At 61.8% G+C, this 21,285-nt stretch carries 23 protein-coding genes; 17 read left to right on the forward strand and 6 right to left on the reverse strand.

From position 1 onward, the window contains the following. Positions 1-9 precede the first annotated feature (9 nt). From ACVC7O_RS08280 to ACVC7O_RS08290, 3 genes are read left to right on the forward strand one after another with little or no spacing between them, the layout of a single operon-like run. Positions 10-714 carry an ABC transporter permease gene (locus ACVC7O_RS08280; protein ID WP_458325614.1) on the forward strand — a complete coding sequence of 235 codons (705 nt, stop codon included), beginning with the start codon at positions 10-12 and terminating at the stop codon, positions 712-714. Beyond that, a complete protein-coding gene (locus ACVC7O_RS08285) occupies positions 708-1,424 on the forward strand; it encodes an ATP-binding cassette domain-containing protein (RefSeq protein ID WP_458326058.1) in 717 nt (238 codons plus the stop codon). Before ACVC7O_RS08280 ends, ACVC7O_RS08285 begins: the two co-directional genes overlap by 7 nt. Further along, a complete protein-coding gene (locus tag ACVC7O_RS08290; RefSeq protein ID WP_458325615.1) occupies positions 1,421-2,227 on the forward strand; it encodes a substrate-binding domain-containing protein in 807 nt (268 codons plus the stop codon). The genes ACVC7O_RS08285 and ACVC7O_RS08290 overlap by 4 nt, the downstream gene beginning before the upstream one ends. Before the next feature lie 2 nt (positions 2,228-2,229). On the opposite strand, the gene ACVC7O_RS08295 is transcribed toward ACVC7O_RS08290, so the two are convergent. Genes ACVC7O_RS08295 through ACVC7O_RS08310 form a run of 4 tightly spaced genes read right to left on the reverse strand, consistent with a single transcriptional unit; the run spans position 2,230 to position 4,696 of the window. Beyond that, positions 2,230-2,724 carry a DUF6505 family protein gene (locus ACVC7O_RS08295; RefSeq protein ID WP_458325616.1) on the reverse strand — a complete coding sequence of 165 codons (495 nt, stop codon included), beginning with the start codon at positions 2,722-2,724 and terminating at the stop codon, positions 2,230-2,232. Further along, a complete protein-coding gene (locus tag ACVC7O_RS08300; RefSeq protein WP_458325617.1) occupies positions 2,721-3,425 on the reverse strand; it encodes a DUF4444 domain-containing protein in 705 nt (234 codons plus the stop codon). Before ACVC7O_RS08300 ends, ACVC7O_RS08295 begins: the two co-directional genes overlap by 4 nt. Next, complete coding sequence (locus tag ACVC7O_RS08305; protein ID WP_458325618.1) at positions 3,422-4,489, reverse strand: Mrp/NBP35 family ATP-binding protein; 1,068 nt, start codon at positions 4,487-4,489, stop codon at positions 3,422-3,424. The genes ACVC7O_RS08300 and ACVC7O_RS08305 overlap by 4 nt, the downstream gene beginning before the upstream one ends. Further along, positions 4,490-4,696 (reverse strand): DUF6494 family protein, encoded by a 207-nt coding sequence (locus tag ACVC7O_RS08310; protein ID WP_458325619.1) that lies wholly within the window; start codon positions 4,694-4,696, stop codon positions 4,490-4,492. A gap of 99 nt (positions 4,697-4,795) precedes the next feature. Here ACVC7O_RS08310 and ACVC7O_RS08315 point away from each other — a divergent pair, with 99 nt between their 5' ends. Further along, positions 4,796-5,527, forward strand: a complete 732-nt coding sequence (locus ACVC7O_RS08315) for a c-type cytochrome (protein ID WP_458325620.1) — start codon at positions 4,796-4,798, stop codon at positions 5,525-5,527. Here ACVC7O_RS08315 and ACVC7O_RS08320 read toward each other — a convergent pair. After that, positions 5,521-7,473 carry a 4Fe-4S binding protein gene (locus ACVC7O_RS08320; RefSeq protein WP_458325621.1) on the reverse strand — a complete coding sequence of 651 codons (1,953 nt, stop codon included), beginning with the start codon at positions 7,471-7,473 and terminating at the stop codon, positions 5,521-5,523. The two genes, ACVC7O_RS08315 and ACVC7O_RS08320, sit on opposite strands and share 7 nt — an antisense overlap. 376 nt (positions 7,474-7,849) lie before the next feature. Between ACVC7O_RS08320 and ACVC7O_RS08325 the strand changes: the two genes are divergently transcribed. The 8 genes from ACVC7O_RS08325 (at position 7,850) to ACVC7O_RS08360 (ending at position 14,796) form a co-directional block, all read left to right on the forward strand. Further along, complete coding sequence (locus ACVC7O_RS08325; RefSeq protein ID WP_458325622.1) at positions 7,850-8,380, forward strand: DUF3305 domain-containing protein; 531 nt, start codon at positions 7,850-7,852, stop codon at positions 8,378-8,380. Continuing rightward, positions 8,377-8,961: a DUF3306 domain-containing protein gene (locus ACVC7O_RS08330; RefSeq protein ID WP_458325623.1), complete on the forward strand. Its 585-nt coding sequence runs from the start codon at positions 8,377-8,379 to the stop codon at positions 8,959-8,961. The genes ACVC7O_RS08325 and ACVC7O_RS08330 overlap by 4 nt, the downstream gene beginning before the upstream one ends. After that, positions 8,958-9,566 (forward strand): TorD/DmsD family molecular chaperone, encoded by a 609-nt coding sequence (locus tag ACVC7O_RS08335; RefSeq protein WP_458325624.1) that lies wholly within the window; start codon positions 8,958-8,960, stop codon positions 9,564-9,566. The genes ACVC7O_RS08330 and ACVC7O_RS08335 overlap by 4 nt, the downstream gene beginning before the upstream one ends. 51 nt (positions 9,567-9,617) lie before the next feature. After that, a complete protein-coding gene (locus ACVC7O_RS08340; protein WP_458325625.1) occupies positions 9,618-9,809 on the forward strand; it encodes a twin-arginine translocation signal domain-containing protein in 192 nt (63 codons plus the stop codon). A gap of 89 nt (positions 9,810-9,898) precedes the next feature. Further along, positions 9,899-12,796 carry a formate dehydrogenase subunit alpha gene (locus ACVC7O_RS08345; protein WP_458325626.1) on the forward strand — a complete coding sequence of 966 codons (2,898 nt, stop codon included), beginning with the start codon at positions 9,899-9,901 and terminating at the stop codon, positions 12,794-12,796. A 15-nt stretch (positions 12,797-12,811) separates the two neighbouring features. Further along, positions 12,812-13,408, forward strand: a complete 597-nt coding sequence (fdh3B, locus tag ACVC7O_RS08350; RefSeq protein WP_159975708.1) for a formate dehydrogenase FDH3 subunit beta — start codon at positions 12,812-12,814, stop codon at positions 13,406-13,408. Positions 13,409-13,489: 81 nt separating this feature from the next. Further along, on the forward strand, positions 13,490-14,671 hold the full coding sequence (locus ACVC7O_RS08355; RefSeq protein WP_458325627.1) for a formate dehydrogenase subunit gamma: 1,182 nt from the start codon (positions 13,490-13,492) through the stop codon (positions 14,669-14,671). Then, a complete protein-coding gene (locus ACVC7O_RS08360) occupies positions 14,668-14,796 on the forward strand; it encodes a hypothetical protein (RefSeq protein ID WP_458325628.1) in 129 nt (42 codons plus the stop codon). The genes ACVC7O_RS08355 and ACVC7O_RS08360 overlap by 4 nt, the downstream gene beginning before the upstream one ends. A 2-nt stretch (positions 14,797-14,798) precedes the next feature. On the opposite strand, the gene ACVC7O_RS08365 is transcribed toward ACVC7O_RS08360, so the two are convergent. Continuing rightward, complete coding sequence (locus tag ACVC7O_RS08365; protein WP_458325629.1) at positions 14,799-15,455, reverse strand: GntR family transcriptional regulator; 657 nt, start codon at positions 15,453-15,455, stop codon at positions 14,799-14,801. A gap of 131 nt (positions 15,456-15,586) precedes the next feature. Between ACVC7O_RS08365 and dctP the strand changes: the two genes are divergently transcribed. From dctP to ACVC7O_RS08390, 5 genes are all read left to right on the forward strand, one after another. Next, positions 15,587-16,573, forward strand: a complete 987-nt coding sequence (gene dctP, locus ACVC7O_RS08370) for a TRAP transporter substrate-binding protein DctP (RefSeq protein ID WP_458325630.1) — start codon at positions 15,587-15,589, stop codon at positions 16,571-16,573. 63 nt (positions 16,574-16,636) lie between these two features. After that, positions 16,637-17,185 (forward strand): TRAP transporter small permease, encoded by a 549-nt coding sequence (locus ACVC7O_RS08375; protein WP_458325631.1) that lies wholly within the window; start codon positions 16,637-16,639, stop codon positions 17,183-17,185. After that, positions 17,185-18,501 carry a TRAP transporter large permease gene (locus ACVC7O_RS08380; protein WP_458325632.1) on the forward strand — a complete coding sequence of 439 codons (1,317 nt, stop codon included), beginning with the start codon at positions 17,185-17,187 and terminating at the stop codon, positions 18,499-18,501. Before ACVC7O_RS08375 ends, ACVC7O_RS08380 begins: the two co-directional genes overlap by 1 nt. Then, positions 18,498-19,772 carry a malonyl-CoA decarboxylase gene (locus tag ACVC7O_RS08385; RefSeq protein ID WP_458325633.1) on the forward strand — a complete coding sequence of 425 codons (1,275 nt, stop codon included), beginning with the start codon at positions 18,498-18,500 and terminating at the stop codon, positions 19,770-19,772. Before ACVC7O_RS08380 ends, ACVC7O_RS08385 begins: the two co-directional genes overlap by 4 nt. Further along, entirely contained in the window at positions 19,753-21,264 is a 1,512-nt protein-coding gene (locus ACVC7O_RS08390; protein ID WP_458325634.1) for a malonate--CoA ligase, read from the forward strand. The genes ACVC7O_RS08385 and ACVC7O_RS08390 overlap by 20 nt, the downstream gene beginning before the upstream one ends. The last annotated feature ends 21 nt before the right edge of the window (positions 21,265-21,285 follow it).

The raw sequence follows: 21,285 nt of genomic DNA on the forward strand, positions 1-21,285 counted from the left end.
GCCTGAGACATGAACGACATTTACGAAGGGCTGGTGTCCGCGTTCTGGCTTGTCGTGGCGTTGGACGCGGATCTGCTGGAGATTTCACTGCGTTCCCTCCAAGTGAGCCTGACAGCACTTGTCATCGCGTCTGCCATTGCGCTGCCCTTTGGCACCTTCCTCGCCATTCGCCGGTTTCGCTATCGGCGGCTCACGATCTCACTGTTGAATGCCCTGATGGGGTTGCCGCCGGTCGTGGTGGGACTGATTGTTTACATACTGTTGTCCCGGTCCGGGCCTTTCGGTGTGCTGGGGCTGCTTTTCACCCCGAGCGCCATGATCATTGCGCAGGTGATCATCATCACCCCGCTGATCGCCTCGATCACCCATCAGGCGATGCGCGAGCTCTGGGCCGAGTACCACGACCTGCTGATCTCGCTGAACACCAGCGGCTGGCAGCGGATCAAGACGCTGATCTGGGACGGGCGGCGCAATCTGCTCACAGCCTCGCTCGCCGGGTTTGGCCGCGCGATTGGCGAGGTAGGGGCCATCATGATTGTCGGCGGCAACATTGACAACGCCACTCGCGTGCTGACAACGGCAATTGCTCTGGAGACCGGCAAGGGCGACTTTGCTTTGGCGCTTGCCCTGGGGTTTGTGCTGATCGCGCTCGCCATCGGGATCAACATCAGCATCCATTGGCTGTCGCGAACCGAGCGGGAGGGGCGCTGGTGAGTACCATCCTGCCTTTGACCCTGACCGATGTGGCGGTGCGGCGGCGCGGCAAGCGCTTGCTGGGCCCCGTTGATCTGAGCCTAGGGGCCGAGGGTCTGACCATGATCATCGGCCCCAATGGTAGCGGCAAGACCACCTTGCTGCGCGCCATGCATGGCGTCGAACGGCTGAGCGGAGGCAAGGTTCGCTGGTCGGTCGAGGACGAGGAGGCGCGCCACCGTCAGGCTTATGTGTTCCAGACACCTATCATGTTGCGGCGCTCGGTTGCCGACAACCTGCGCTATCCGTTGCAGCTGCTGGGCCTGTCGCGCTCGGAGATCCAAGCGCGCGTTGCGGACTGGCTCGGGCGGATCGGGTTGGAGGAGCGTGCGGGCCTCCAGGCGACCCGGCTGTCCGGAGGCGAGAAGCAGCGGCTCGCAATTGCCCGTGCGCTGATCCGCAAGCCGGATGTGCTGTTCCTCGATGAGCCCTGCGCCAACCTCGATGGCGCCTCGACCCGCGCGATTGAATCCCTGCTATCGGCTGCTTTGTCGGAAAAAACCCGGATAATCATGACCACGCATGATCTGGGTCAAGCCAAACGCCTCGCGCGCGATGCTATCTTCATGTTGCATGGGGTGGTGCATGAGGCAGGTCCGGCAGAGGCTTTCTTCGGCGCACCGCAGACCAGCGAACTGCAGGCGTTCTTCAGAGGAGATATCATCGCATGATCCCCCGCATTCTGGCCGCACTGACGGCACTGACACTCGGGACCGCTGCTATGGCGGAGGAGATGAAAATGGCTGTGACCACGTCGTTTGAAAACTCCGGCCTTGCCGATGTTCTTTTGCCCGCAATCCGCGACGATCTGGGGCTTGAGGTGCAATTGCTGGTCGTCGGAACGGGGCAGGCTTTGCGGCTGGGCGAAGCAGGCGATGTGGATGCGATCCTGGTGCATTCCCGCGCCGCAGAAGAGGCCTTTGTCGCCGAGGGATATGGTACATACCGCAGAGAGATTATGTACAATGATTTCGTTTTTATTGGTCCTGCGGCTGATCCCGCTGGTATTGCTGAAGCGGCCTCGGCTGCCGACGCCTTGATGCGGATCGGCACCACCGAACCGGCCTTCGTCAGCCGTGGCGATGACAGCGGGACGCACAAGAAGGAATTGGCCCTATGGGCCGAGGCGGGGCTGTCAGCGGAAAGCTTTGGCGACTGGTACCGCGAGGTCGGCGCGGGCATGGGCGCCAGTCTGAACACCGCCGCCGGGCTTGATGCTTACATCCTGGCAGATCGCGCCAGTTGGCTGAATTTCGGCAACAAGGCCGGGCTCGCACTGCTCTACGCAGGGGATCCGGCGCTCTTCAATCAATATGCCTTCATCGCCGTCAATCCCGAGCGGCACAGCCATGTGCGCAACGACCTTGCTCTGCAGCTGGAGGAATGGCTTGCTGGCCCGCGTGCGGCGGAGCTGATCAACAGCTACACCATCAACGGTGAGACGCTCTTTATCTTCAACGCCAAGCCCGAGTGATCTTAATGTTGGTGCGGCTCGTCATCCAGTGAGCCGTGGATCGCGAATTGTTCGATCCCCGCTTCCTGCGGTTCGATCATCCGGTAGCTTTCCTTCACCCCCGCCTCGGTCAACTCGCGCGTGACGGTGAGCAGCGTGTTGAAATCCTGATCCTCGCAGAGATCGATCATCTGGTTGATCTCTTCCATCGCCACGCCCATCGCTGCGTCGAGCGAGGGTGCGCCGTAGATATCGACGAAGTGCTGGGCGAGCGCGCGGGCAAGTGCGTCGCGCTCGGTTTCTTCGATCTGGGTCACGGCAACGAAGCTCGCGCGCCCGAAGGTCTCCACCCCCATCCAGCCGTTGGTGAACGCCTGCTTTGCTTTTCCGATCAGATCGCCTTCGGACCAGTTCGAGAACTCGAACCCGCCCGAGATACACCATTCCCCCGTCCGCGCGGGGCTGTGAAAGACGCGCGTGTCGCTGTCGTCGAAGTGGATGGCGCGGGCAAGTTTCATACCGTGTCCTTGAGGTTTCGGCTGAGCGGTATGATCTGTGCTCCGCTCTCCTGCTGCAAGACCAAACCGAAGTCTTCATCAAGGCCGCGGAAGGTGCCGTTCAAACCGTCTAGCGTTATCGGGTCGCCGATTCCGTGGGCGAGGCCTGTCCACTCGGTGTGGAGGGGTTTCACGCCATCCTCGTCCCAACGGTTGATCCAGACCAGCGTGTGCCGCATCCAGGCTTCCAGCAGGTCAACCGGATCGATCTCGCTGCAGCCTTCCGCTGAGAGCGCGGTGACATCCGGTGTGACCCCGGTGTCTTCCTCGTCGGACCACAGCGTTAGTGAGAGCGCAACAACCATCCAATCTGGAACTGCATCGGCACCGTGGACCGCTGCGCTGATATCGAGCGCGCCGCACCGAGCGCCATTCAGTCTCAAGCCACCTGACCATTCCAGTTGCAGCGAGACCTCGGGCGGGGCGAGTGTGCCGAACGCGTTCTGAAATCCGACACCACAGAGCGGCAGCATGATCATCGCCTGGCGCAATGGTACTTCGGGCGCAAAGACAACGGCGGCACTGAGCCGTTCGGGGGTGACATCATAGGTCACCAGCCCCGCGTCGCAGCCCCTTTCCGCCTCGGCGCAGGCGGCGGCGCGCGGGTCAGCCCCCGCCGTCGCAAGGCCGGAGAACAAGGGTGGAAGCTGGGGTGCTCTCATGCCTTGCCGTCGGACACCAGCGCGCGAGCGACCGAGCGGAACGCCTGCGCTTGGGCGCTGTCCGGCTTGGAGACGACGATGGGCGCCCCGCCGTCCGCGGCCATCCGGATGTCGAGATGCAGCGGAATTTCTGCCAGCAGCGGCACCTTCAGCTTTTCCGCTTCCGCCGCGACGCCGCCATGGCCAAAGACATGCTCCTCATGCCCGCATTTCGAACAGATATGCGTCGACATGTTCTCGATCATCCCGAGGATCGGTGTTCCGAGCTGGTTGAACATGTCGATGCCCTTGCGCGCATCCAGCAAGGCCACGTCCTGCGGCGTCGAGACCACGATGGCGCCATCGACCTGCGCCTTTTGTGCCAGCGTCATCTGCACGTCGCCCGTGCCCGGTGGCAGATCGACAATCAGCAAATCCAACGCGCCCCACTGGACCTGGTTCATCATCTGCTGCAGCGCGCCCATAAGCATAGGGCCCCGCCACACCACGGCCTGATCATCATTCGTCATCAGCCCGATGGACATCATGGTGACGCCGAAATTGCGCATGGGCAGGATAGTCTTGCCGTCCGGTGACGCCGGGCGTCCCGACACGCCGAGCATGCGTGGCTGTGAGGGGCCGTAGACATCCGCATCCAGCAAGCCTACCCGGCGGCCTTCCGCGGCAAGCGCGCAGGCCAAGTTGGACGCGACGGTGGATTTGCCGACACCGCCCTTGCCAGAGGCAATGGCAATGATGCGATCAATACCGGGGATCTTCTGGGGGCCGGATGGGGCCGCTCTTTGCGGTTTGAGGTCCGGCGGTGGAGCAGGTGTGCTGTGCGCCGTCATCACGACGGAGACCGCGCCCACACCATTCAACGCCTTGACCACCGCCTCGGCACTGCGCTGCACGTCAGTGTAGGCCTGCGCCTGCGAAGGCGGGACTTCGATCACGAAGCGCACATCACCCGTCTCGCCAATCGTCAGCGCTTTGATCAGACCGGCTGATACGATATCCGAGCCCGAGATCGGGTCGGTCACGGTTTTCAGCGCAGCGAGCACACTGTCTCGGGACAGTGCCATTCAGGCAGCACCATCATCGCGACCGGTGATCTGGCCCGTCACCACATGTTCAAGATCGAGCCCATCGACCGTCAGCACGATCTTGGCGGAGAAGCTCTGTCCGCTGGTGTCGCCCGCTTGGCGCATGGCATCCTCGATGGCCTGTTGCGACGTCACGCCGACCTGTTTGAGAAACTTGCGCATGGACATGTTGAAATCATCACTCATGATCCGGCTCCTTTGCATGATGCGGTTTTGAGGAAACTTGACGGCTTTGCTCGGGCGATTCTAGTCTGACCTACTTGCCATCAGGGGGGAATGGGGCTGATGCGACGTCTGCTGGCGATGGTGCTGATCATTTGGCTGGCTATGCCCGTCGGGGCGGAGAAGGACCTGCGCCTTGCGGTGCCGGAGGCCTTGGAGCAATCCGGATTTGCACAATACATCGTGCCGCGCTTTGCTCTGAAAACTGGTGTGCGTGTGCTTCGGGTCGCCGAAACGGACGCTGCCGAGATGCGGTTCATGACCACCGAGACCCCTTTGTTCGACGGGCTGGGGCAGGGTTGGACCCTTGAACATGACGGCGACCCGCGGGCGCTGCGCTTTGCGGACTGGTTGCGGTCGGAGGTCGGTCGCAAGACTATTGAGAGTTTCGTAGCCGCTGATGACAGCCGCTTCGTCACGCGAGCCGTCGGTGCGACCGCGCCCGTGACGCTCGACTACGAGGGCGACCGCGTCCAGGGCGAGCGCCTGTCGCTCGCGCTCTGTGGGCGATGTCATGTGATCAATGAGACCAACCGCATGAACGGCATGGGCGCCACGCCGTCCTTTGCGGTCTTGCGCACCCTTGCCGACTGGGATGATCGCTTCGCCACTTTCCATCTGCGCAACCCGCATCCGAGTTTTACCCAAATCGCGGAGGTTACAGACCCGTTCGATCCGAGCTTGCCGCCGCCAATCGTGCCGCTGGAGATGACCGAAGCCGATCTCGAGGCGATCCTGGCCTATGTTTCGGGGTTGAGCCCGGCTGATCTGGGTGCGCCGCTGCATGTTCAGTGATCCTTGCGCTTGCTGAGATAGTCGTCGGTGGTGCGCACCGCGGGGCGCTCCTCGCTCGCAAACGGGTTGTTCTCCGAATGGTACTGCGCCTGAATGCGACAGTTGTCACACATCTGGATCATACGCGCCGTGTCGGGATTGGAGAACATCGCATGCTTGCCCGCGAGCTTTTCCATGATCCGTTCGACCGTTGATTTCGAGCCGAAGAGGCTGCCGCATTCCACACAGGCAAAGGGTTCCTCTTCGTGCAGCACCCGCTGCGTGAAGGCCTCGTCGGTGAGGTTGAGCTGCGGCGACAGGGTGATCGCCGTCTCGGGGCAGATCGCGGCGCAGAGCCCGCATTGCAGACAGGCGTCTTCCTGAAAGCGCAACTGCGGTTTGTCAGGATTGTCGCCCAAGGCTCCGGCGGGGCAGAGCGACACGCAAGACAGGCAAAGGGTACAGGCGTCCTCATCGACGAGAATCGCGCCATAGGGTGCGGTGTCGGGCAAGGCGACAACCTCCGCGTCGGGCTGCAGCGCTTTTGCAGCAACACGCGTGACCTGCCGCCGGGAGCCGAGCGGAAGGACTGGCTGCGTGATGCTGGTGCCGGCGTGTTGGTCATAGAGGATGTCGCTGAGCGCATCGGGGTCGGCGACGTCAATAAGGGTGACCGAGGCCGCGCCCGAAATGGCGTCCGCCAGGCGGGCTTCTTGCTGCAGGACAACGCGATCACTGCGCGGCGCCAGAAGGATCGACACATGCGCAAAGCCGGTCGCGAGCGCTGCCAGCATCTCCGCATGCCCAAAGCTCGCGAGAGCGGAGATGGAGAGCGGGATCACGTCACTGGGCAACCCCCGTCCATAGCGGGCGGAGAGCGAGATCATCTCGGCCCCGAAGTCATCGTGCACGAGGAGGCGCGGATTGTGCCCACCTGCCGCGCGGAATTTGCTGGCCAATGTATTGAGCCGGGCAAAGAGGGTCGCGACGGGTGGCGCGTCGTAGGTGATCGCGGCTGATGGGCAAAGCGCGGCACAGGCACCGCATCCCGCGCAGATCATCGGGTCGATCGCCACATGTTCGCCAGCGGAGGTGATGGCCCCGGTTGGACAGGCGTCCAGACATTTGGAGCAGGCGGGTTGCTCCGCCCTGGAGTGCGCGCAAAGCGGTTCTTCTAGCCGGACATAAAGTGGCTTCTCGAAAGTCCCCACCATCTGCGATGCAGTCAGGACCGCCTTCGAAACGGCAGCTTGGCTGCCCGGGTCGGCGCGCAGGTATCCGTCTCGCTTTTCCGGCGCGGGGAAGAGCGGGGAATCTCCGCTCAGATCGAGGATGAGATCGCAGCTGCTGAGCCCCCCGTCCTTTGGTTCGGTCCAGGTGGCGGCACCGCGCCCACCCGCAATGGTCTGCTGAAAGCGATCAATGCGCAGATCAAATTGCCCAAGGCTGCCCGTGGCCCGGCGCAGCGTCCCCGCGACCAGACCAAAGGCGCCACCGGGGCTGACCTCCTCGGGGTGCGGCAGCAGCACGGTCACGGCCAGGATGTCGGCCAGATCCGCGGCGGCCTGCAGTGCCGTCTCACCCGATCCGATGATCAGGCAGGCGCCGGAGGAGGTGATATCAATTGTCCGTTCCGGCGGCGGGTCCAGCAGAGCCTCAGCGGCAAGGGCTGCCATCTTGGGCGCCGCATCGGCGCCTTGATCACTCCAGCCCGCGCGGTCCCGAAGATCAACAAACCGCGGTTCGGGTGCATCAACCTCATCGGCCAAGTCGCGGAAAAATGGGGCTTCCTGCTGGCAGGCAACCATCACGTCACCCGTCGACAAATGTTCCGCGGCCTGAGTGAGCTGCGCGCCGCAGGCATGGGTCATGACTTTCGTGCAGGCCAGACCAGTAGCGCCGGAGATGGCCTCCGCGTCAATCGATTGGCTGCCCAGACAGTCGCACAGCAGCAGTTTTTTCGTCATGATCCCCCCAGCCGCAGCAGGTCGTCCTCCTCAACACCTATATCGGTGCCGGCTGATAGAAAGGCAGGAATTGCCCCCGGGGTAAACCGGAATCGACGCCAGACTGGCCGGGTAGGGCAGTCCCGCCGTACCTGCGCGGCTGGCGCTATCCGCACTCGCAAAATGCAGGATGCTCAAAGCCTTATGATTTCAGGGGCTTGCTGCCATGCAAGACGCTGCGCCAAGTCATCTACGACTAATTGGGTAGAGATGAGTCCAGATTTTTCTAGGATAATGGAGATCATTTGGTAAGGTCATATCAAGAACAGTGCGCGTTTAAGGAGAAGTTTTGGGAGTCGTGTATCCAGAGTCGCAGTCTGCGACGCTCGGAGTAGTCATGCGTCGGTCCCCCGGTATCACGCCGTGGTCAAAGTGGGTTTGGCGCGCGACAGCCGTGCTGCCTGGCGCGGGAAGGGCGTCTTGGAAACTGCTGCGAGAGGACGGTGATGTTGCCGAATATCATGCGTCGACACATGATCTCTGGCTTTATGTGTCCGATACGGAGGCGTATGCACACGAGTTGCAAGCGGCGGTGCCATCGATCTATGTGATCTTGCGCGATGTGGAAGATCCGTCGGCGGGTGACATGCCTGTGCATGTTTTGAAAGTCACTGCATCGCCTTACGAGGCGCAGGATTACTCTGACAGCGGAGAAGAGATGGTGGAGCGCGTGCCGATGCCCGCCTCTGTGCTGGATTGGGTCACATCCTTCGTTGACCAGCACCATCTCGAAGAGCTCTTCGTGAAACGCCGTCGCGACAAGCATCGGACCGATCGCACACAGGATGGTATAGGTGACGCCCGTATCGCGCAGGTGTCGGATGTCTATCGGGCGCCAACTGCGCGGATGCAGGAGGAGGCGGAATGACCGACGTTTCGTCTTTCTGGGCCCGCCGCCGCGCCGCTGTTCAGGCCGAAGCCGAAGCAGATGCGCGCGCCGAGGACGCCGCGCAGGCCGCAGCCGTTCAGGCTGGGATGGCGGAAAAGGATGATGAGACGGTCCTTGAGGAGATGGGTTTACCGGACCCGGATGCGATGCAGCCGGGTGACGACTTCGCCGCCTTTATGGCCAAGGACGTGCCGACCCATCTGCGCAACAAGGCCTTGCGCAAGCTCTGGCGCAGCAATCCGGTTCTGGCCTGCGTCGATGGGCTGAATGAATATGACGATGACTTCCGTGCCGCCATGTTGGCGGGCGGCCCGATCCAGACCGCCTATCAGGTTGGCAAGGGCATGATGTCCCATCTGGAAGAGATGGCGCGGCAGGAAGAGCAGGCCGCGCGTGCAGACGAGGACGTTCTCGACGACGAAACGGTCGAGGTTGCGCCTGAGGACCATGAAGAACCGGTCCAAACCACCGCGACCGTTGTTGCTGAGGCCGAGAACGAGGAGTTTACCACCCCGAAACCGCGCCGGATGCAATTCCGCTTTGAGGAGGCCGACGCATGAGCGCTGCTGCGGATACCATCGCCGTCACCGAGGAAGACCGGCTGCGCGCGGACCTCTACAACTATCTTGGGCTCCTGTTGGCCCGCCCCGCGGATCAGATGCTGCTGGACCAGACTGCTGGTTTGCAGGGGGACGACAGCACCATGGGGCAGGCCATTAACGGGCTGGCCCGCGTCGCGAAGTCCACATCGCCCAAAGCGGTCGAGCGCGAGTTCACAACGCTCTTCATTGGTCTGGGGCGGGGTGAGCTTTTGCCTTACGCCAGCTACTATCTGACGGGGTTCCTCAACGAAAAGCCGCTCGCCAAGCTGCGCAAGGACATGGCCGCGCAGCAGATCACACGGGCGGAAAACGCATTCGAACCCGAAGACAGCATGGCATCGCTGATGGAAATGATGGGTGGCATGATCGTCGGGCGTTTTGGCGGGCCAGCTGGGCTCGAGCAGCAGAGCACCTTCTTCAACAACCATATCTCGCCCTGGGCCGTGCATTTTTACACGGACCTAGAAGGCGCGAAATCTTCGATCTTCTACGCCGGAGTGGGTGCCGTCGGGCGCGCCTTCATGGAAATCGAGAAAGAAGCATTCAGACTGACGGCAGGCTGATCTGCCATAGGGGCGGGACGCCGCCCGGAGAGACGAAAGGGAGAAAGACTGATGAAAAGAGAAACCGAAGGCCAGACGAGCCGCCGGAGTTTTCTGAAATTGGCGGGCACCGCGGCCCCTGCGGCGGCGGTTGCTGTGGCAGCCGGAGGCCAGAAGGCCGAGGCTGCCGAGGTCGATCCGACCTCCGACAAGATGCAAGACACAGCTCACACGCGCGCCTACCTCGAGAGCGCACGGTTCTGATCTGCCGTGCCGGGGCCTGATCGGCGCCGGACAACAGCAGACATACACCAACACCCAGCCACCTCAACGGGGCAGCAAGGGAGGGAACAATGCTAAGGAAAAAGACCAACTCGGTTACGCAGCGCGCAGGACGGTCCAGCATCCTGTCGGACGTGGCCACAAAATCCGTAGACCGCCGCGCATTTTTGCGTGGGTCCGGTCTGGCGATCGGTGGCTTGGCGGCAATCTCGGCAACAGGCGGCACGGTCACGCAGGCTTCTGCGGCAACGGCTGCGGCGGGTGCTGTGGAAACCATCAAGTCGATCTGTACCCACTGCTCGGTCGGTTGTACCGTGATCGCGGAAGTCTCGAATGGTGTCTGGACCGGGCAGGAGCCCGGATGGGATAGCCCCTTCAACCTCGGTGCCCATTGCGCGAAAGGGGCCGCGGTGCGGGAGCACGCCCATGGCGAGCGGCGCCTCAAGTACCCGATGAAGAAAGAGGGCGGTGAGTGGAAGCGCATCTCCTGGGAGCAGGCCATCGAAGAGATTGGCGATGGTATGATGAAGGTGCGCGACGAAAGCGGCCCGGATTCGATCTATCTGCTCGGCTCGGCCAAGCACAACAACGAACAGGCCTACCTGTTCCGCAAATTCGCCGCCTATTGGGGGACGAATAACGTCGACCACCAGGCGCGGATTTGCCATTCGACCACCGTGGCCGGTGTGGCGAACACATGGGGCTACGGCGCCATGACCAACAGCTATAACGACATCCATAACTCCAAGGCGATGTTCCTGATCGGCGGCAACCCTGCCGAAGCGCACCCTGTCTCGCTGTTGCACATGCTGAAGGCGAAAGAGCAGAACAACGCGCCGCTCATCGTCTGCGATCCGCGCTTCACGCGCACGGCGGCCCATGCGGATGAATACGTGCGCTTCCGTCCTGGCACGGACGTCGCGCTTGTCTGGGGTATCCTCTGGCACATCTTCGAGAATGAGTGGGAGGACAAGGAGTTCATCCGCACACGGGTCTGGGGCATGGACCAGATCAAGGAAGAGGTCGCCCGCTGGACACCCGAAGAAGTGGAGCGCGTCACCGGCGCGCCGGGCAGCCAGCTCAAGCGCGTCGCGCGCACGCTGGTGAACAACCGTCCAGGCACCGTGATCTGGTGCATGGGTGGCACGCAGCACACCAACGGCAATAACAACACGCGTGCGTATTGCGTGTTGCAGCTGGCGCTCGGCAACATGGGCACTGCCGGCGGCGGCACCAACATCTTCCGTGGCCACGACAACGTGCAGGGCGCGACCGACTTGGGCGTGCTCGCCAATACTCTGCCCGGCTATTATGGTCTCAAGCCCGGGTCTTGGGCGCATTGGGCACGGGTCTGGGAAGAAGATCTGGACTGGCTGAAAGGCCGTTTCTCTGTGATGGAAGGCGCGGGCAAGGACGGTGAAGATCGTCTGATGATGAACGAGACCGGCATTCCGGTCTCGCGCTGGATCGACGGCGTTCTCGAAGAGAAAGACAACATCGACCAGCCGGATAACACGCGCATCATGTTCCTATGGGGCCACGCACCGAACTCGCAGACCCGTCAGAAAGAGATGAAGACGGCGATGGAGAAGCTGGACATGATGGTCGTGGTCGATCCCTATCCGACCGTCTCGGCCGTCATGCAGGACCGGACGGATGGCGTTTACCTGCTGCCCGCCTGTACACAGTTCGAGACACGCGGGTCTTGCACAGCATCGAACCGCTCGCTGCAGTGGCGTGACAAGGTGGTCGATCCGATCTTCGAGTCGCTGCCCGATCACACGATCATGTCGATGTTTGCCAAGAAGCTCGGTTTCCATGACAAGCTCTTCCGCAACATCGCGATGGACGGCGATGAGCCGGTGATCGAGGATATCACCCGCGAGTTTAACAAGGGCATGTGGACCATCGGCTATACCGGTCAAAGCCCTGAGCGGATGAAGATGCACATGGCCAACCAGCACACCTTTGACCGCACAACGCTGCGGGCGGTGGGTGGCCCGGCGGATGGCGATTTCTATGGCATGCCGTGGCCCTGTTGGGGCACTGCCGAGATGAACCACCCGGGCACAGCGAATCTCTATGACATGTCGTTGCCGGTGGCGGAGGGTGGCCTTGCCTTCCGGGCGCGCTTTGGCGTGGAGCGGGACGGCGACAACCTGCTGGCCGAAGGGGTGTCGAACCCCGGTGCCGAAATCCAGGATGGATACCCTGAGTTCACCATGCAGATGCTGATGGATCTCGGCTGGGATGGTGACCTGACCGCAGAGGAACGCGCGTCCATCGACGCTGTGGCCGGGCCTAACACCAACTGGAAGACCGACCTCTCGGGTGGCATCCAGCGGGTTGCGATCAAGCACGGCTGTGCGCCTTTCGGCAACGCCAAGGCCCGCGCCGTTGTCTGGACATTCCCCGATCCGGTTCCGGTACACCGCGAGCCGCTTTATACCAACCGGCGGGACCTCGTGGCGGACTATCCGACTTATGAGGACAAGAAATTCTGGCGTCTGCCGACCATGTATAAGTCCATCCAGGAGCAGGACTTCTCGGAGGAGTACCCGATCATCCTCACCTCGGGCCGTCTGGTGGAGTATGAGGGTGGGGGCGACGAATCCCGCTCCAACCCCTGGCTGGCGGAACTTCAGCAGGACATGTTTGTCGAAGTGAACCCGCGGGACGCCAACAACCTTGGCCTGCGCGATGGCGAACAGGTCTGGGTCGAAGGCCCCGAAGGCGGCAAGGTCAAGGTGATGGCCATGGTCACCGAACGGGTCGAGGCTGGCGTGGCCTTCATGCCCTTCCACTTCGGCGGGCATATGGAGGGCGTCGATCTGAGGGACAAATACCCCGAGGGCGCGGACCCCTATGTGCTGGGTGAGGCGACGAACACCGCGCAGACCTATGGCTATGACAGTGTGACCCAGATGCAGGAGACGAAATCAACGCTCTGCAAAATCTGGGCAGCGTAAGGGAGGACATGAACAATGGCCGCTAGAGCAAAATTTCTCGTCGACGCCGAACGCTGCATCGAGTGCAACGCCTGCGTCACCGCCTGTAAGAACGAGCACGAAGTGCCGTGGGGCATCAACCGCCGCAAGGTCGTGACGATCAATGACGGCAAGCCGGGGGAGAGGTCGATCTCCGTCGCTTGTATGCATTGTTCGGACGCGCCCTGCATGGCGGTTTGCCCGGTCGACTGCTTCTACCAGAACGAAGAGGGCGTTGTCCTGCACTCCAAGGACCTCTGCATCGGCTGTGGCTACTGCTTCTATGCGTGCCCCTTCGGCGCGCCGCAGTTCCCGCAAGCAGGAAACTTCGGATCGCGCGGCAAGATGGACAAGTGTACGTTCTGCGCCGGTGGTCCGGAAGAGAACAACTCCACCGCCGAGTTCGCCAAATACGGCCGCAACCGGATCGCCGAAGGCAAGCTGCCAATCTGCGCCGAGATGTGTGCGACAAAGGCGCTGCTGGCGGGCGACGGCGACGTCGTCTCCAGCATCTACCGCGAACGCGTTGTGGCGCGGGGCTTCGGCTCGGGCGCCTGGGGCTGGGGCACCGCTTACGATCAGAAAGGCGGTTGACCTTCGCCTTAAGGTTGTGAACTCTTGCGGGGCGGCTCCACCGGGCCGCCCCGGCTTGTCTTGACTGAACAGGATACGTCCATGCTCCGACTTCTGTGTGCTCTCTTTTTGACTCTGGGCCTCGCGGTGAGCGCCCAAGCACAGGAGGCGGCACCCGTCGACCGCAGCGCCACAGGCGGTGCCCAAACGCTCGAGGACATCCTCAAGCGGCAGGAAGGGCTCAAGATTGACGATAGTTTTCGCAGCGGTCTGACGGGCAATCCCGACGCTGCGGCACCGAGCACGGAGCAACTCGGGACGTTGGGCGGGGCTTCTGATCCCGACCTCTGGCGAGCCTATCGCTATAACAGTGCGGCGATCACAACACAGGCGCGCGGACCCGCCGCAGATGTGCTGATCCAGGACGGCGGCATGCGCTGGCTTCTCTTCCGTGAAGGGCCGCTTCTGACCTATGGCAGCGCCTTGCTGGGTGGGATGATCGTACTGTTGGCGGTTTTCTATCTCATCCGTGGGCGCATTCGGATCGACGGCGAAAAGACGGGTCGGACGATTCAGCGGTTCAAGTCCGTTGAGCGCTTTGCGCACTGGCTACTCGCGGGGTCCTTCATCCTGCTGGGCATCACGGGGCTGATCACGCTGGCGGGGCGCAAGGTGCTGATCCCCGCCTTCGGGCATGAGGCCTTCGCCACCGTCGCCGTCGCCTCGAAATGGGTGCACAACAACGTCTCTTGGGCGTTCATCCTGGCGCTGGTCCTCGTCTTTGTCTTCTGGGTTGTGCACAACCTGCCGGATCGCACCGACATCAACTGGCTCTTGAAGGGTGGCGGTATTTTCGGCGGCGGTCACCCCCCGGCTAAGAAATTCAACGCGGGACAGAAGCTTATTTTCTGGTCCGTCATCATTCTGGGCGGGTCCATTGCAGCCTCTGGCCTGTCGCTTCTCTTCCCGTTCGAACTGCCGATGTTTGCGGCGACTTTCGACAAGCTGAACGCGCTCGGTCTGCCGCAGCTGGTCGGCTTGGGAGAGTTGAATACCGCGCTGACGCCTCATGAGGAGATGCAATACGCGCAGCTCTGGCACGCAATTGTCAGCTTTGTGCTGATGGCGATCGTGATCGCGCATATCTACATCGGGTCCGTCGGGATGGAAGGCGCCTATGCGGCGATGGGCGACGGCGAGGTTGAGTTGCAATGGGCGCGCGAGCACCACAGCATCTGGACCGCGGAAGTGGAAGAACAGCAGTCGAAGGCCAGCTCCACATGAGAGAGATCGTCCTAGCCTTTGCAGCGATGGCGGTGATCTCGGTCGGTGCCAGCTTTGCCTTGAATGAGGCCGGGTTCTCGGCTGCAGAGCAAGGCAGCGGTGCTGCCGTACGGCTCAGCGACTAGGCTCACTGGGCGGCGGTGCGCAGTTCGGTCATGAGATGGCGGAACTTCTCACCCTGAATCCCAACGTGATCACGTAGGGCTGTTGCGGCCCGCTGATCATCGCCTGCTTTGAGGGCTGCGACGATTTCCTCATGCTCCGCCATGGATTGCGACATTCGCCCACGCAGCCGCAATTGCAGCCGTCGGAAGGGTTTGAGCCGCCGATGCAGGCGCAATGCCTGTCCGGCCAGGTAGCTGTTACCGGATTGCGCATAAATGGTGTGATGAAACCGCTCGTTCTCGCGATAATAGGCATCCGTATCGTTTGAGGCGACGGCTGAGCGGCAGAGCGCGTTGGCCTGCTCCAATTCATCGAGCGCGTCATCTGAGATGCGGCGCGCCGCCAACCTGCCGCAAACCGCTTCGATCTCTGCCATGGTTTCGAACATCTCCATCAACTCGACGGGCCCGGGCTGACGCACAAATACGCCGCGACGTGGCAGCTGTTCGGCAATGCCGGAGGCGACGAGCCGTTGCAGTGCTTCGCGAATGGGCGTGCGGGAGACACCGAATTGTTTGGCCAGCCTGATCTCGTCCAGCCGGTCGCCATCATTGAATTGCCCGGTGAAAACCAGCTCCTCCAACGCGTCCGTAATTCGATCTGCGTGTCTGATGTCCATGCCGCCAGTGTAAGGTCAAACTGCGTGTGCGACAATCACATTATTGTATACAAAAAAGTTGACTCTGGATGCGAGACGCTAAATGCTGACATGTGGGCCGGGCAAACGACCGGCGATCTGGGAGGATAATCATGAAACAATCACTGCTTTCTGCCGCGCTTGCCGCGGGTCTTGCGACCGGCGCGGCCACCGCGCAGGCGACTGAGCTGCGCCTGTCTCACCAGTGGTCGAACAAGGATGTGCGTCATCAGGTGGCACAGATCATCGCGGACGAGGTTGCCGCGGCGGACGTCGATCTGGAGATCAAGATTTTTGGCTCCAAGTCACTGTTCAAGCCGCGAGAGCAATACAAGCCGCTGAGCCGCGGCCAACTGGATATGACCGTGCTGCCGCTGAGCTATGCCGGTGGTCAGCAACCCGCGTACAACCTCACGCTGATGCCGGGCCTTGTGAAAAACCACGACCATGCAGCGCGGCTGAGCGAGAGCCCCTTCATGGAGGCGCTTGAGGCGAAGATGGCCGATGATGACGTCATGGTGCTGGTGCATGGCTACCTGGCTGGCGGTTTTGTCGGCAAGGACAAATGCATTACCAAGCCGGAAGACGTGGCCGGACAGCAGACAAGAGCTGCGGGCAAGGCCTTTGAACAGATGCTCGCCGGGGCAGGGGCGTCTATCGCCTCGATGGCGTCATCAGAGATCTACAACGCCATGCAGACCGGCGTTTTGACGGCGGCCAATACGTCGTCTTCGTCTTTTGTCTCGTACCGGATCTACGAGCAGGTATCGTGCTATACCCCTGCGTCCGACGTGGCGCTGTGGTTCATGTACCAGCCTGTGCTGATGAACAAGTCGACCTTCGAGGGGCTTACCGAAGCGCAGCAGACGGCACTTCTGGAGGCGTCCGAAAAGGCTGAAGCCTTCTATCTCGAAGAAGCAAAGAAACAGGATGCCGCCTCGGTGAAGGTTTTCAAGGATGCAGGCGTTGAGATCGCGCAGATGACGGCGGACGATTTCGCCGCGTGGCAAGAGATCGCGAAAGAGACGTCCTTCAAGGCCTTTGTTGAGGAGGTTCCGGACGGGCAAGCCCTGCTCGATATGGCGCTCTCCGTCGAATGAGTTTTACCGGGCGGTAACACCCTCACCGCCCGTTACTTTCCCCAAGCATCCGAGACATCTGATATGGCTGGCCAGAACAACGCTGCGACCGCACCGGTCGGCAACCACCCCTTCCTGCGCATGGTTGCGGCCCTGTCCACCGTCGCAGGCTGGTGTTCGGCAGGGATGATCGTTCTGGCCGTAGCGATCACGTGCCAGATGATCTTTGTGCGCTTTGTGCTGAATGGCTCGACCGTCTGGCAAACGGAGATGGTGATCTACCTCGTCATCGGCGCGACGCTTGTCGGCCTGCCTTACGTCCAACGGTTGCGCGGGCATGTGAACGTCGATTTGATCCCGCTGGCCCTGCCCATGGCAGCACGGCGTGGATTGGCCGTGGTGACTCTCTCGCTGTCGATCGCAATCATCGGGGTCATGCTGTGGTATGGCTATGAATACTGGCATTTCGCTTGGGATCGCGGCTGGAAATCCGACACGGTCTGGGGCGTGCGCCTCTGGATTCCGTACTTGGCCTTGCCCGTCGGGTTTGGCTTGTTGTTGCTGCAGTTGATCGCTGATCTGGTCGGTGTGTTGACACGAACCGAAGCGCCCTTTGGGCTGGGGGACAACTGATGGACCCGCTTGTCCTCGGCGCGCTGGTCGCGGTCTCGACTGTCATCGTGCTTTTCTCAGGCGTGTCCGTAGCCGTTGGCTTGCTGATCGTTTCGGCTGGTTTCCTGATGATCTTCGACGGGATGCGCAGTCTGGAACTGATGCCCGAAATCCTCTTCGGCAAGCTCGACAACTTTGCGCTGCTCTCGATCCCGATGTTCATCATCATGGGGGCATCGATTGCCTCGACCCGGGCAGGGGCGGATCTGTACGAGGCGCTGGAACGTTGGCTGACCCGTGTGCCCGGTGGCCTCGTGATCTCGAACCTGGGCGCCTGTGCGCTCTTTGCCGCCATGTCGGGCTCCAGCCCCGCAACCTGTGCGGCCATCGGCAAGATGGGCATCCCCGAGATGCGCAAGCGCGGCTACCCCGATGGCGTCGCTGCAGGCTCGATCGCGGCAGGGGGCACGCTCGGCATCCTGATCCCGCCCTCCGTCACAATGATCGTCTACGGCATCGCCACCGAGACCTCGATTGGCCGATTGTTCCTCGCGGGCGTGATCCCGGGGCTGATGCTCGTCGGGCTCTTCATGGCCTGGTCGCTTTACTCCACCTGGAAGACGGGCAGCGCGGGGTTGCTCACCGCAGGCAGTTACACGTGGCGGCAACGGTTGGAAATCCTGCCACGCGTCTTGCCTTTCATCGGCATTATAATCGGCGTGCTCTACGCGATGTATGGCGGCATCGCGACCCCCTCCGAAACCGCAGCCGTTGGCGCGCTGCTCTGCCTGATCATCGCCATGGTGATCTACAAACTCTGGAGCCCCGTGGCGCTCTGGCATGTGCTGCGCGACAGCACCAAGGAAAGCGTGATGATCCTCTTCATCATCGCCGCCGCCGGTGTGTTTTCCTACATGCTTTCCAGCCTCTTTATCACCCAATCCATCGCCGAATGGATCGGCACGCTGGATGTGAACCGCTGGGTGCTGATGGGCACGGTGAATGTCTTCCTGCTGATCGCGGGGTTCTTCCTGCCCCCCGTCGCCGTCATCCTGATGGCCGCGCCCATTCTGCTGCCGATCATCACCACCGCCGGGTTCGACCCGATTTGGTTTGCGGTGGTGCTGACCATCAACATGGAAATCGGTCTGATCAGTCCACCGGTTGGCCTCAACCTCTATGTGATCAACGGAATTGCTCCCGATATCTCTTTGAAAACGATCCTCAAAGGGTCGCTGCCCTTCGTGGCCTGCATGGTGATTGCGATCATCCTGCTTTGCCTCTTCCCCGGCCTGGCCACGTGGTTGCCGGATGCCGTCATGGGGCCGACGTTTTGAGCTTTTTCGCGGGCCTTCTCTCCACCGTTTTCGAGCGCCGTTATCGCAGCCCGCTTGAGCCGGATCTCGAGGGGCGGTCGATGCCAGAGCTTTGCAATGATCTGCTTGGCCGGTCCGGTGAGGTGTCGGGGGCCGCAACCGCGCGCCATATCCTCGACCGCTATGCCCGGATGGGGCGCGCCGAGAAGCTGGGGTTTTTCACGCTTCTCGCAGACGATATGGGGTTGGAGCCCCAAGCGGTGCGGCAGACGTTGGCGGCATTTGAAGCCGCCCCCTCTGGTCAGACATATCGCGCCTTTTCTGCTGCCGCAGAGCCGAAGCGCCAAGAACTGGCCCGGCGGCTCAATCAGGTGCCGGGCGCCACGGCCCAGCTTGTCCAGATGCGCGATGACCTTCTCGACGCCTTGAAGGCACGCCCTGACCTCGGCCCTGTCGATCAGGATCTGCGGCATCTGCTGTCCTCCTGGTTCAATCGCGGCTTTCTTGTCCTGCTGCCGATCAGTTGGGAGAGCCCGGCGGAAGTGTTGGAGAAAATCATCGCTTACGAGGCCGTGCACACCATTGACAGCTGGGAGGACCTGCGCCGCCGGGTCCAGCCCAGCGACCGACGATGTTTTGCATACTTTCATCCCGCGATGCCCAATGAGCCTCTGATTTTCGTGGAGGTGGCTCTGACCAAAGGCATCCCGGGATCGGTGCAGGATCTCCTGTCCGACGAGCGTGACGAACTGGCGGCGGACGAGGCCGACACCGCGGTATTCTATTCGATCTCCAATTGCCAGTCCGGGCTTGCGGGCATCTCCTTCGGCAATTCCTTGATCAAACAGGTGGTCGCAGATCTGTCGCGGGATTTGCCGGGGCTCGACACCTTTGTGACGCTCTCTCCGATCCCGGGCCTGATGGACTGGGCTCGCGAGGCAGGCCTCACGATAGGCGACGATCCGGAAGACCAGCGCCAATGCGCGGCCCATTACCTTCTGAATGCCAAGCGATCCAACGGCAGCCCGCGTGACCCGGTGGCGCGCTTTCACCTCGGAAACGGTGCTTTGGTACATGATGTGCACGCTGACGCCGATGTATCGCCCAATGGGATCGCGCAATCCGGCGGCGTGATGGTGAACTATCTTTACGACCGTGCGCTGATCGCGCAAAACCACGAGGGTTATGCGGGCGCATACCAGATCGCCGCATCACCCGGCATGCAGACCCTCGCGGCGGCGATCGATCCCGCCCCGGACCAAGGACATGGCGATGGCAAACCCTCTCTTTGATCAGCTGTTCGGTCGTCACGCGGGCAAGACCACCCCGTTTTTGCACCTCAGTGATGGCGGCACGATCACCCATGCCGCCTTTCTGGCGATGGCGGCCCAGTTTGCGAACGCCTTCTCCGAGATCGGACTGGAGCCGGGCGACAGGCTGGCGCTTCAGGTCGACAAGTCACCACAGGCGCTCGCCGTCTATGCCGCGGCGGTGCAGGCCGGCGTCGTCTTCCTGCCGTTGAACACCGGTTACACTCCGGCGGAACTTGCGTATTTCGTAAAGAACAGCGGCGCCGGGTTGCTTGTCTGCGATCCGACCGCAGCAGAGAGCCTGCGCCCGATCGCGTCAGCGTCGGGTGCGCGGTTGGAGACCTTGGACGGGCAGGGCGGTGGGACGCTGTCCAATCTAGCTGCGGGTCAGTCCACGCGCTTCGAGACGGCGGAGCGCAGGTCGGATGATCTCGCCGCATTCCTCTATACCTCCGGCACCACTGGACGGTCGAAGGGGGCCATGCTGACGCAGACCAATCTGCTCTCCAACGCGGAAACGCTGGTCGACTACTGGCGCTTCACGGCTGACGACGTGCTGCTGCACGCGCTGCCGATTTTTCACACGCACGGGCTCTTCGTTGCCACCAACGTCATGCTTCTCTCGGGTGGCTCGATGATCTTCCTGCCAAAGTTCGATCTCGACGCGATGATCGCGCAGCTGCCGCAGGCCACCGCAATGATGGGCGTGCCGACCTTCTACACCCGGCTGCTCGATGACAAGCGCTTCACGAAAGAGCTGGTCGGGCACATGCGGCTCTTTGTGTCGGGCAGCGCGCCGTTGCTGGCTGAAACGCATGTCCGGTTCGAGCAACGCACCGGCCACCGCATCCTCGAACGCTACGGCATGACGGAAACCAATATGAACACCTCCAACCCCTATGACGGCGACCGCCGCGCGGGGACCGTCGGATTTCCGCTGCCCGGTGTGGAGCTGAAGATCACCGACCCGGCCACCGGGGCCAGACTGCCGGATGGCGAGATCGGCCAGATCGAAGTACGCGGTTCAAACGTGTTCAAAGGGTACTGGCAGATGCCTGAAAAGACGCGGGAGGAGCTGCGCGAGGACGGGTTCTTCATCACCGGCGATCTCGGGCTGATCGACAATCAAGGCTATGTGCAAATTGTCGGGCGCAACAAGGACCTGATCATCTCAGGTGGTTACAACATCTACCCCAAGGAAATCGAGAGCCTGCTCGATGATCAACCCGGCGTTCTGGAAAGTGCGGTGGTCGGGGTGCCGCATCCTGACTTCGGCGAAACGGTGGTGGGCTTTCTCGTTGCGGAGAATGGTCAGTCGCCGAATGTGGATGCCATTGCTCAGGCTGTTGGGGCGCAGTTGGCGCGCTTCAAACATCCCCGCAAGCTGATCACGCTGCCCGAGTTGCCGCGCAACACGATGGGTAAGGTTCAGAAGAATGTTCTGCGGGACCAGTATGGCGATCTGTTCACCTAGTAAAACACCCTGACGAGACCC

The organism is Roseobacter cerffii (genome assembly GCF_054226325.1).

Excerpts from the sequence above, each read along its gene's own strand:
- fdh3B (WP_159975708.1), top strand. The coding sequence starts at position 12,812 with ATGGCCGCTAGAGCAAAATTTCTCGTCGACGCCGAACGCTGCATCGAG.
- ACVC7O_RS08330 (WP_458325623.1), top strand. The coding sequence starts at position 8,377 with ATGACCGACGTTTCGTCTTTCTGGGCCCGCCGCCGCGCCGCTGTTCAG.
- ACVC7O_RS08390 (WP_458325634.1), top strand. The coding sequence starts at position 19,753 with ATGGCAAACCCTCTCTTTGATCAGCTGTTCGGTCGTCACGCGGGCAAG.
- ACVC7O_RS08345 (WP_458325626.1), top strand. The coding sequence starts at position 9,899 with ATGCTAAGGAAAAAGACCAACTCGGTTACGCAGCGCGCAGGACGGTCC.
- ACVC7O_RS08305 (WP_458325618.1), bottom strand. The coding sequence starts at position 4,489 with ATGGCACTGTCCCGAGACAGTGTGCTCGCTGCGCTGAAAACCGTGACC.
- ACVC7O_RS08325 (WP_458325622.1), top strand. The coding sequence starts at position 7,850 with ATGCGTCGGTCCCCCGGTATCACGCCGTGGTCAAAGTGGGTTTGGCGC.
- ACVC7O_RS08290 (WP_458325615.1), top strand. The coding sequence starts at position 1,421 with ATGATCCCCCGCATTCTGGCCGCACTGACGGCACTGACACTCGGGACC.
- ACVC7O_RS08355 (WP_458325627.1), top strand. The coding sequence starts at position 13,490 with ATGCTCCGACTTCTGTGTGCTCTCTTTTTGACTCTGGGCCTCGCGGTG.
- ACVC7O_RS08335 (WP_458325624.1), top strand. The coding sequence starts at position 8,958 with ATGAGCGCTGCTGCGGATACCATCGCCGTCACCGAGGAAGACCGGCTG.
- ACVC7O_RS08375 (WP_458325631.1), top strand. The coding sequence starts at position 16,637 with ATGGCTGGCCAGAACAACGCTGCGACCGCACCGGTCGGCAACCACCCC.
- ACVC7O_RS08365 (WP_458325629.1), bottom strand. The coding sequence starts at position 15,455 with ATGGACATCAGACACGCAGATCGAATTACGGACGCGTTGGAGGAGCTG.
- ACVC7O_RS08340 (WP_458325625.1), top strand. The coding sequence starts at position 9,618 with ATGAAAAGAGAAACCGAAGGCCAGACGAGCCGCCGGAGTTTTCTGAAA.
- dctP (WP_458325630.1), top strand. The coding sequence starts at position 15,587 with ATGAAACAATCACTGCTTTCTGCCGCGCTTGCCGCGGGTCTTGCGACC.
- ACVC7O_RS08295 (WP_458325616.1), bottom strand. The coding sequence starts at position 2,724 with ATGAAACTTGCCCGCGCCATCCACTTCGACGACAGCGACACGCGCGTC.
- ACVC7O_RS08310 (WP_458325619.1), bottom strand. The coding sequence starts at position 4,696 with ATGAGTGATGATTTCAACATGTCCATGCGCAAGTTTCTCAAACAGGTC.
- ACVC7O_RS08380 (WP_458325632.1), top strand. The coding sequence starts at position 17,185 with ATGGACCCGCTTGTCCTCGGCGCGCTGGTCGCGGTCTCGACTGTCATC.
- ACVC7O_RS08360 (WP_458325628.1), top strand. The coding sequence starts at position 14,668 with ATGAGAGAGATCGTCCTAGCCTTTGCAGCGATGGCGGTGATCTCGGTC.
- ACVC7O_RS08280 (WP_458325614.1), top strand. The coding sequence starts at position 10 with ATGAACGACATTTACGAAGGGCTGGTGTCCGCGTTCTGGCTTGTCGTG.
- ACVC7O_RS08300 (WP_458325617.1), bottom strand. The coding sequence starts at position 3,425 with ATGAGAGCACCCCAGCTTCCACCCTTGTTCTCCGGCCTTGCGACGGCG.
- ACVC7O_RS08320 (WP_458325621.1), bottom strand. The coding sequence starts at position 7,473 with ATGACGAAAAAACTGCTGCTGTGCGACTGTCTGGGCAGCCAATCGATT.
- ACVC7O_RS08315 (WP_458325620.1), top strand. The coding sequence starts at position 4,796 with ATGCGACGTCTGCTGGCGATGGTGCTGATCATTTGGCTGGCTATGCCC.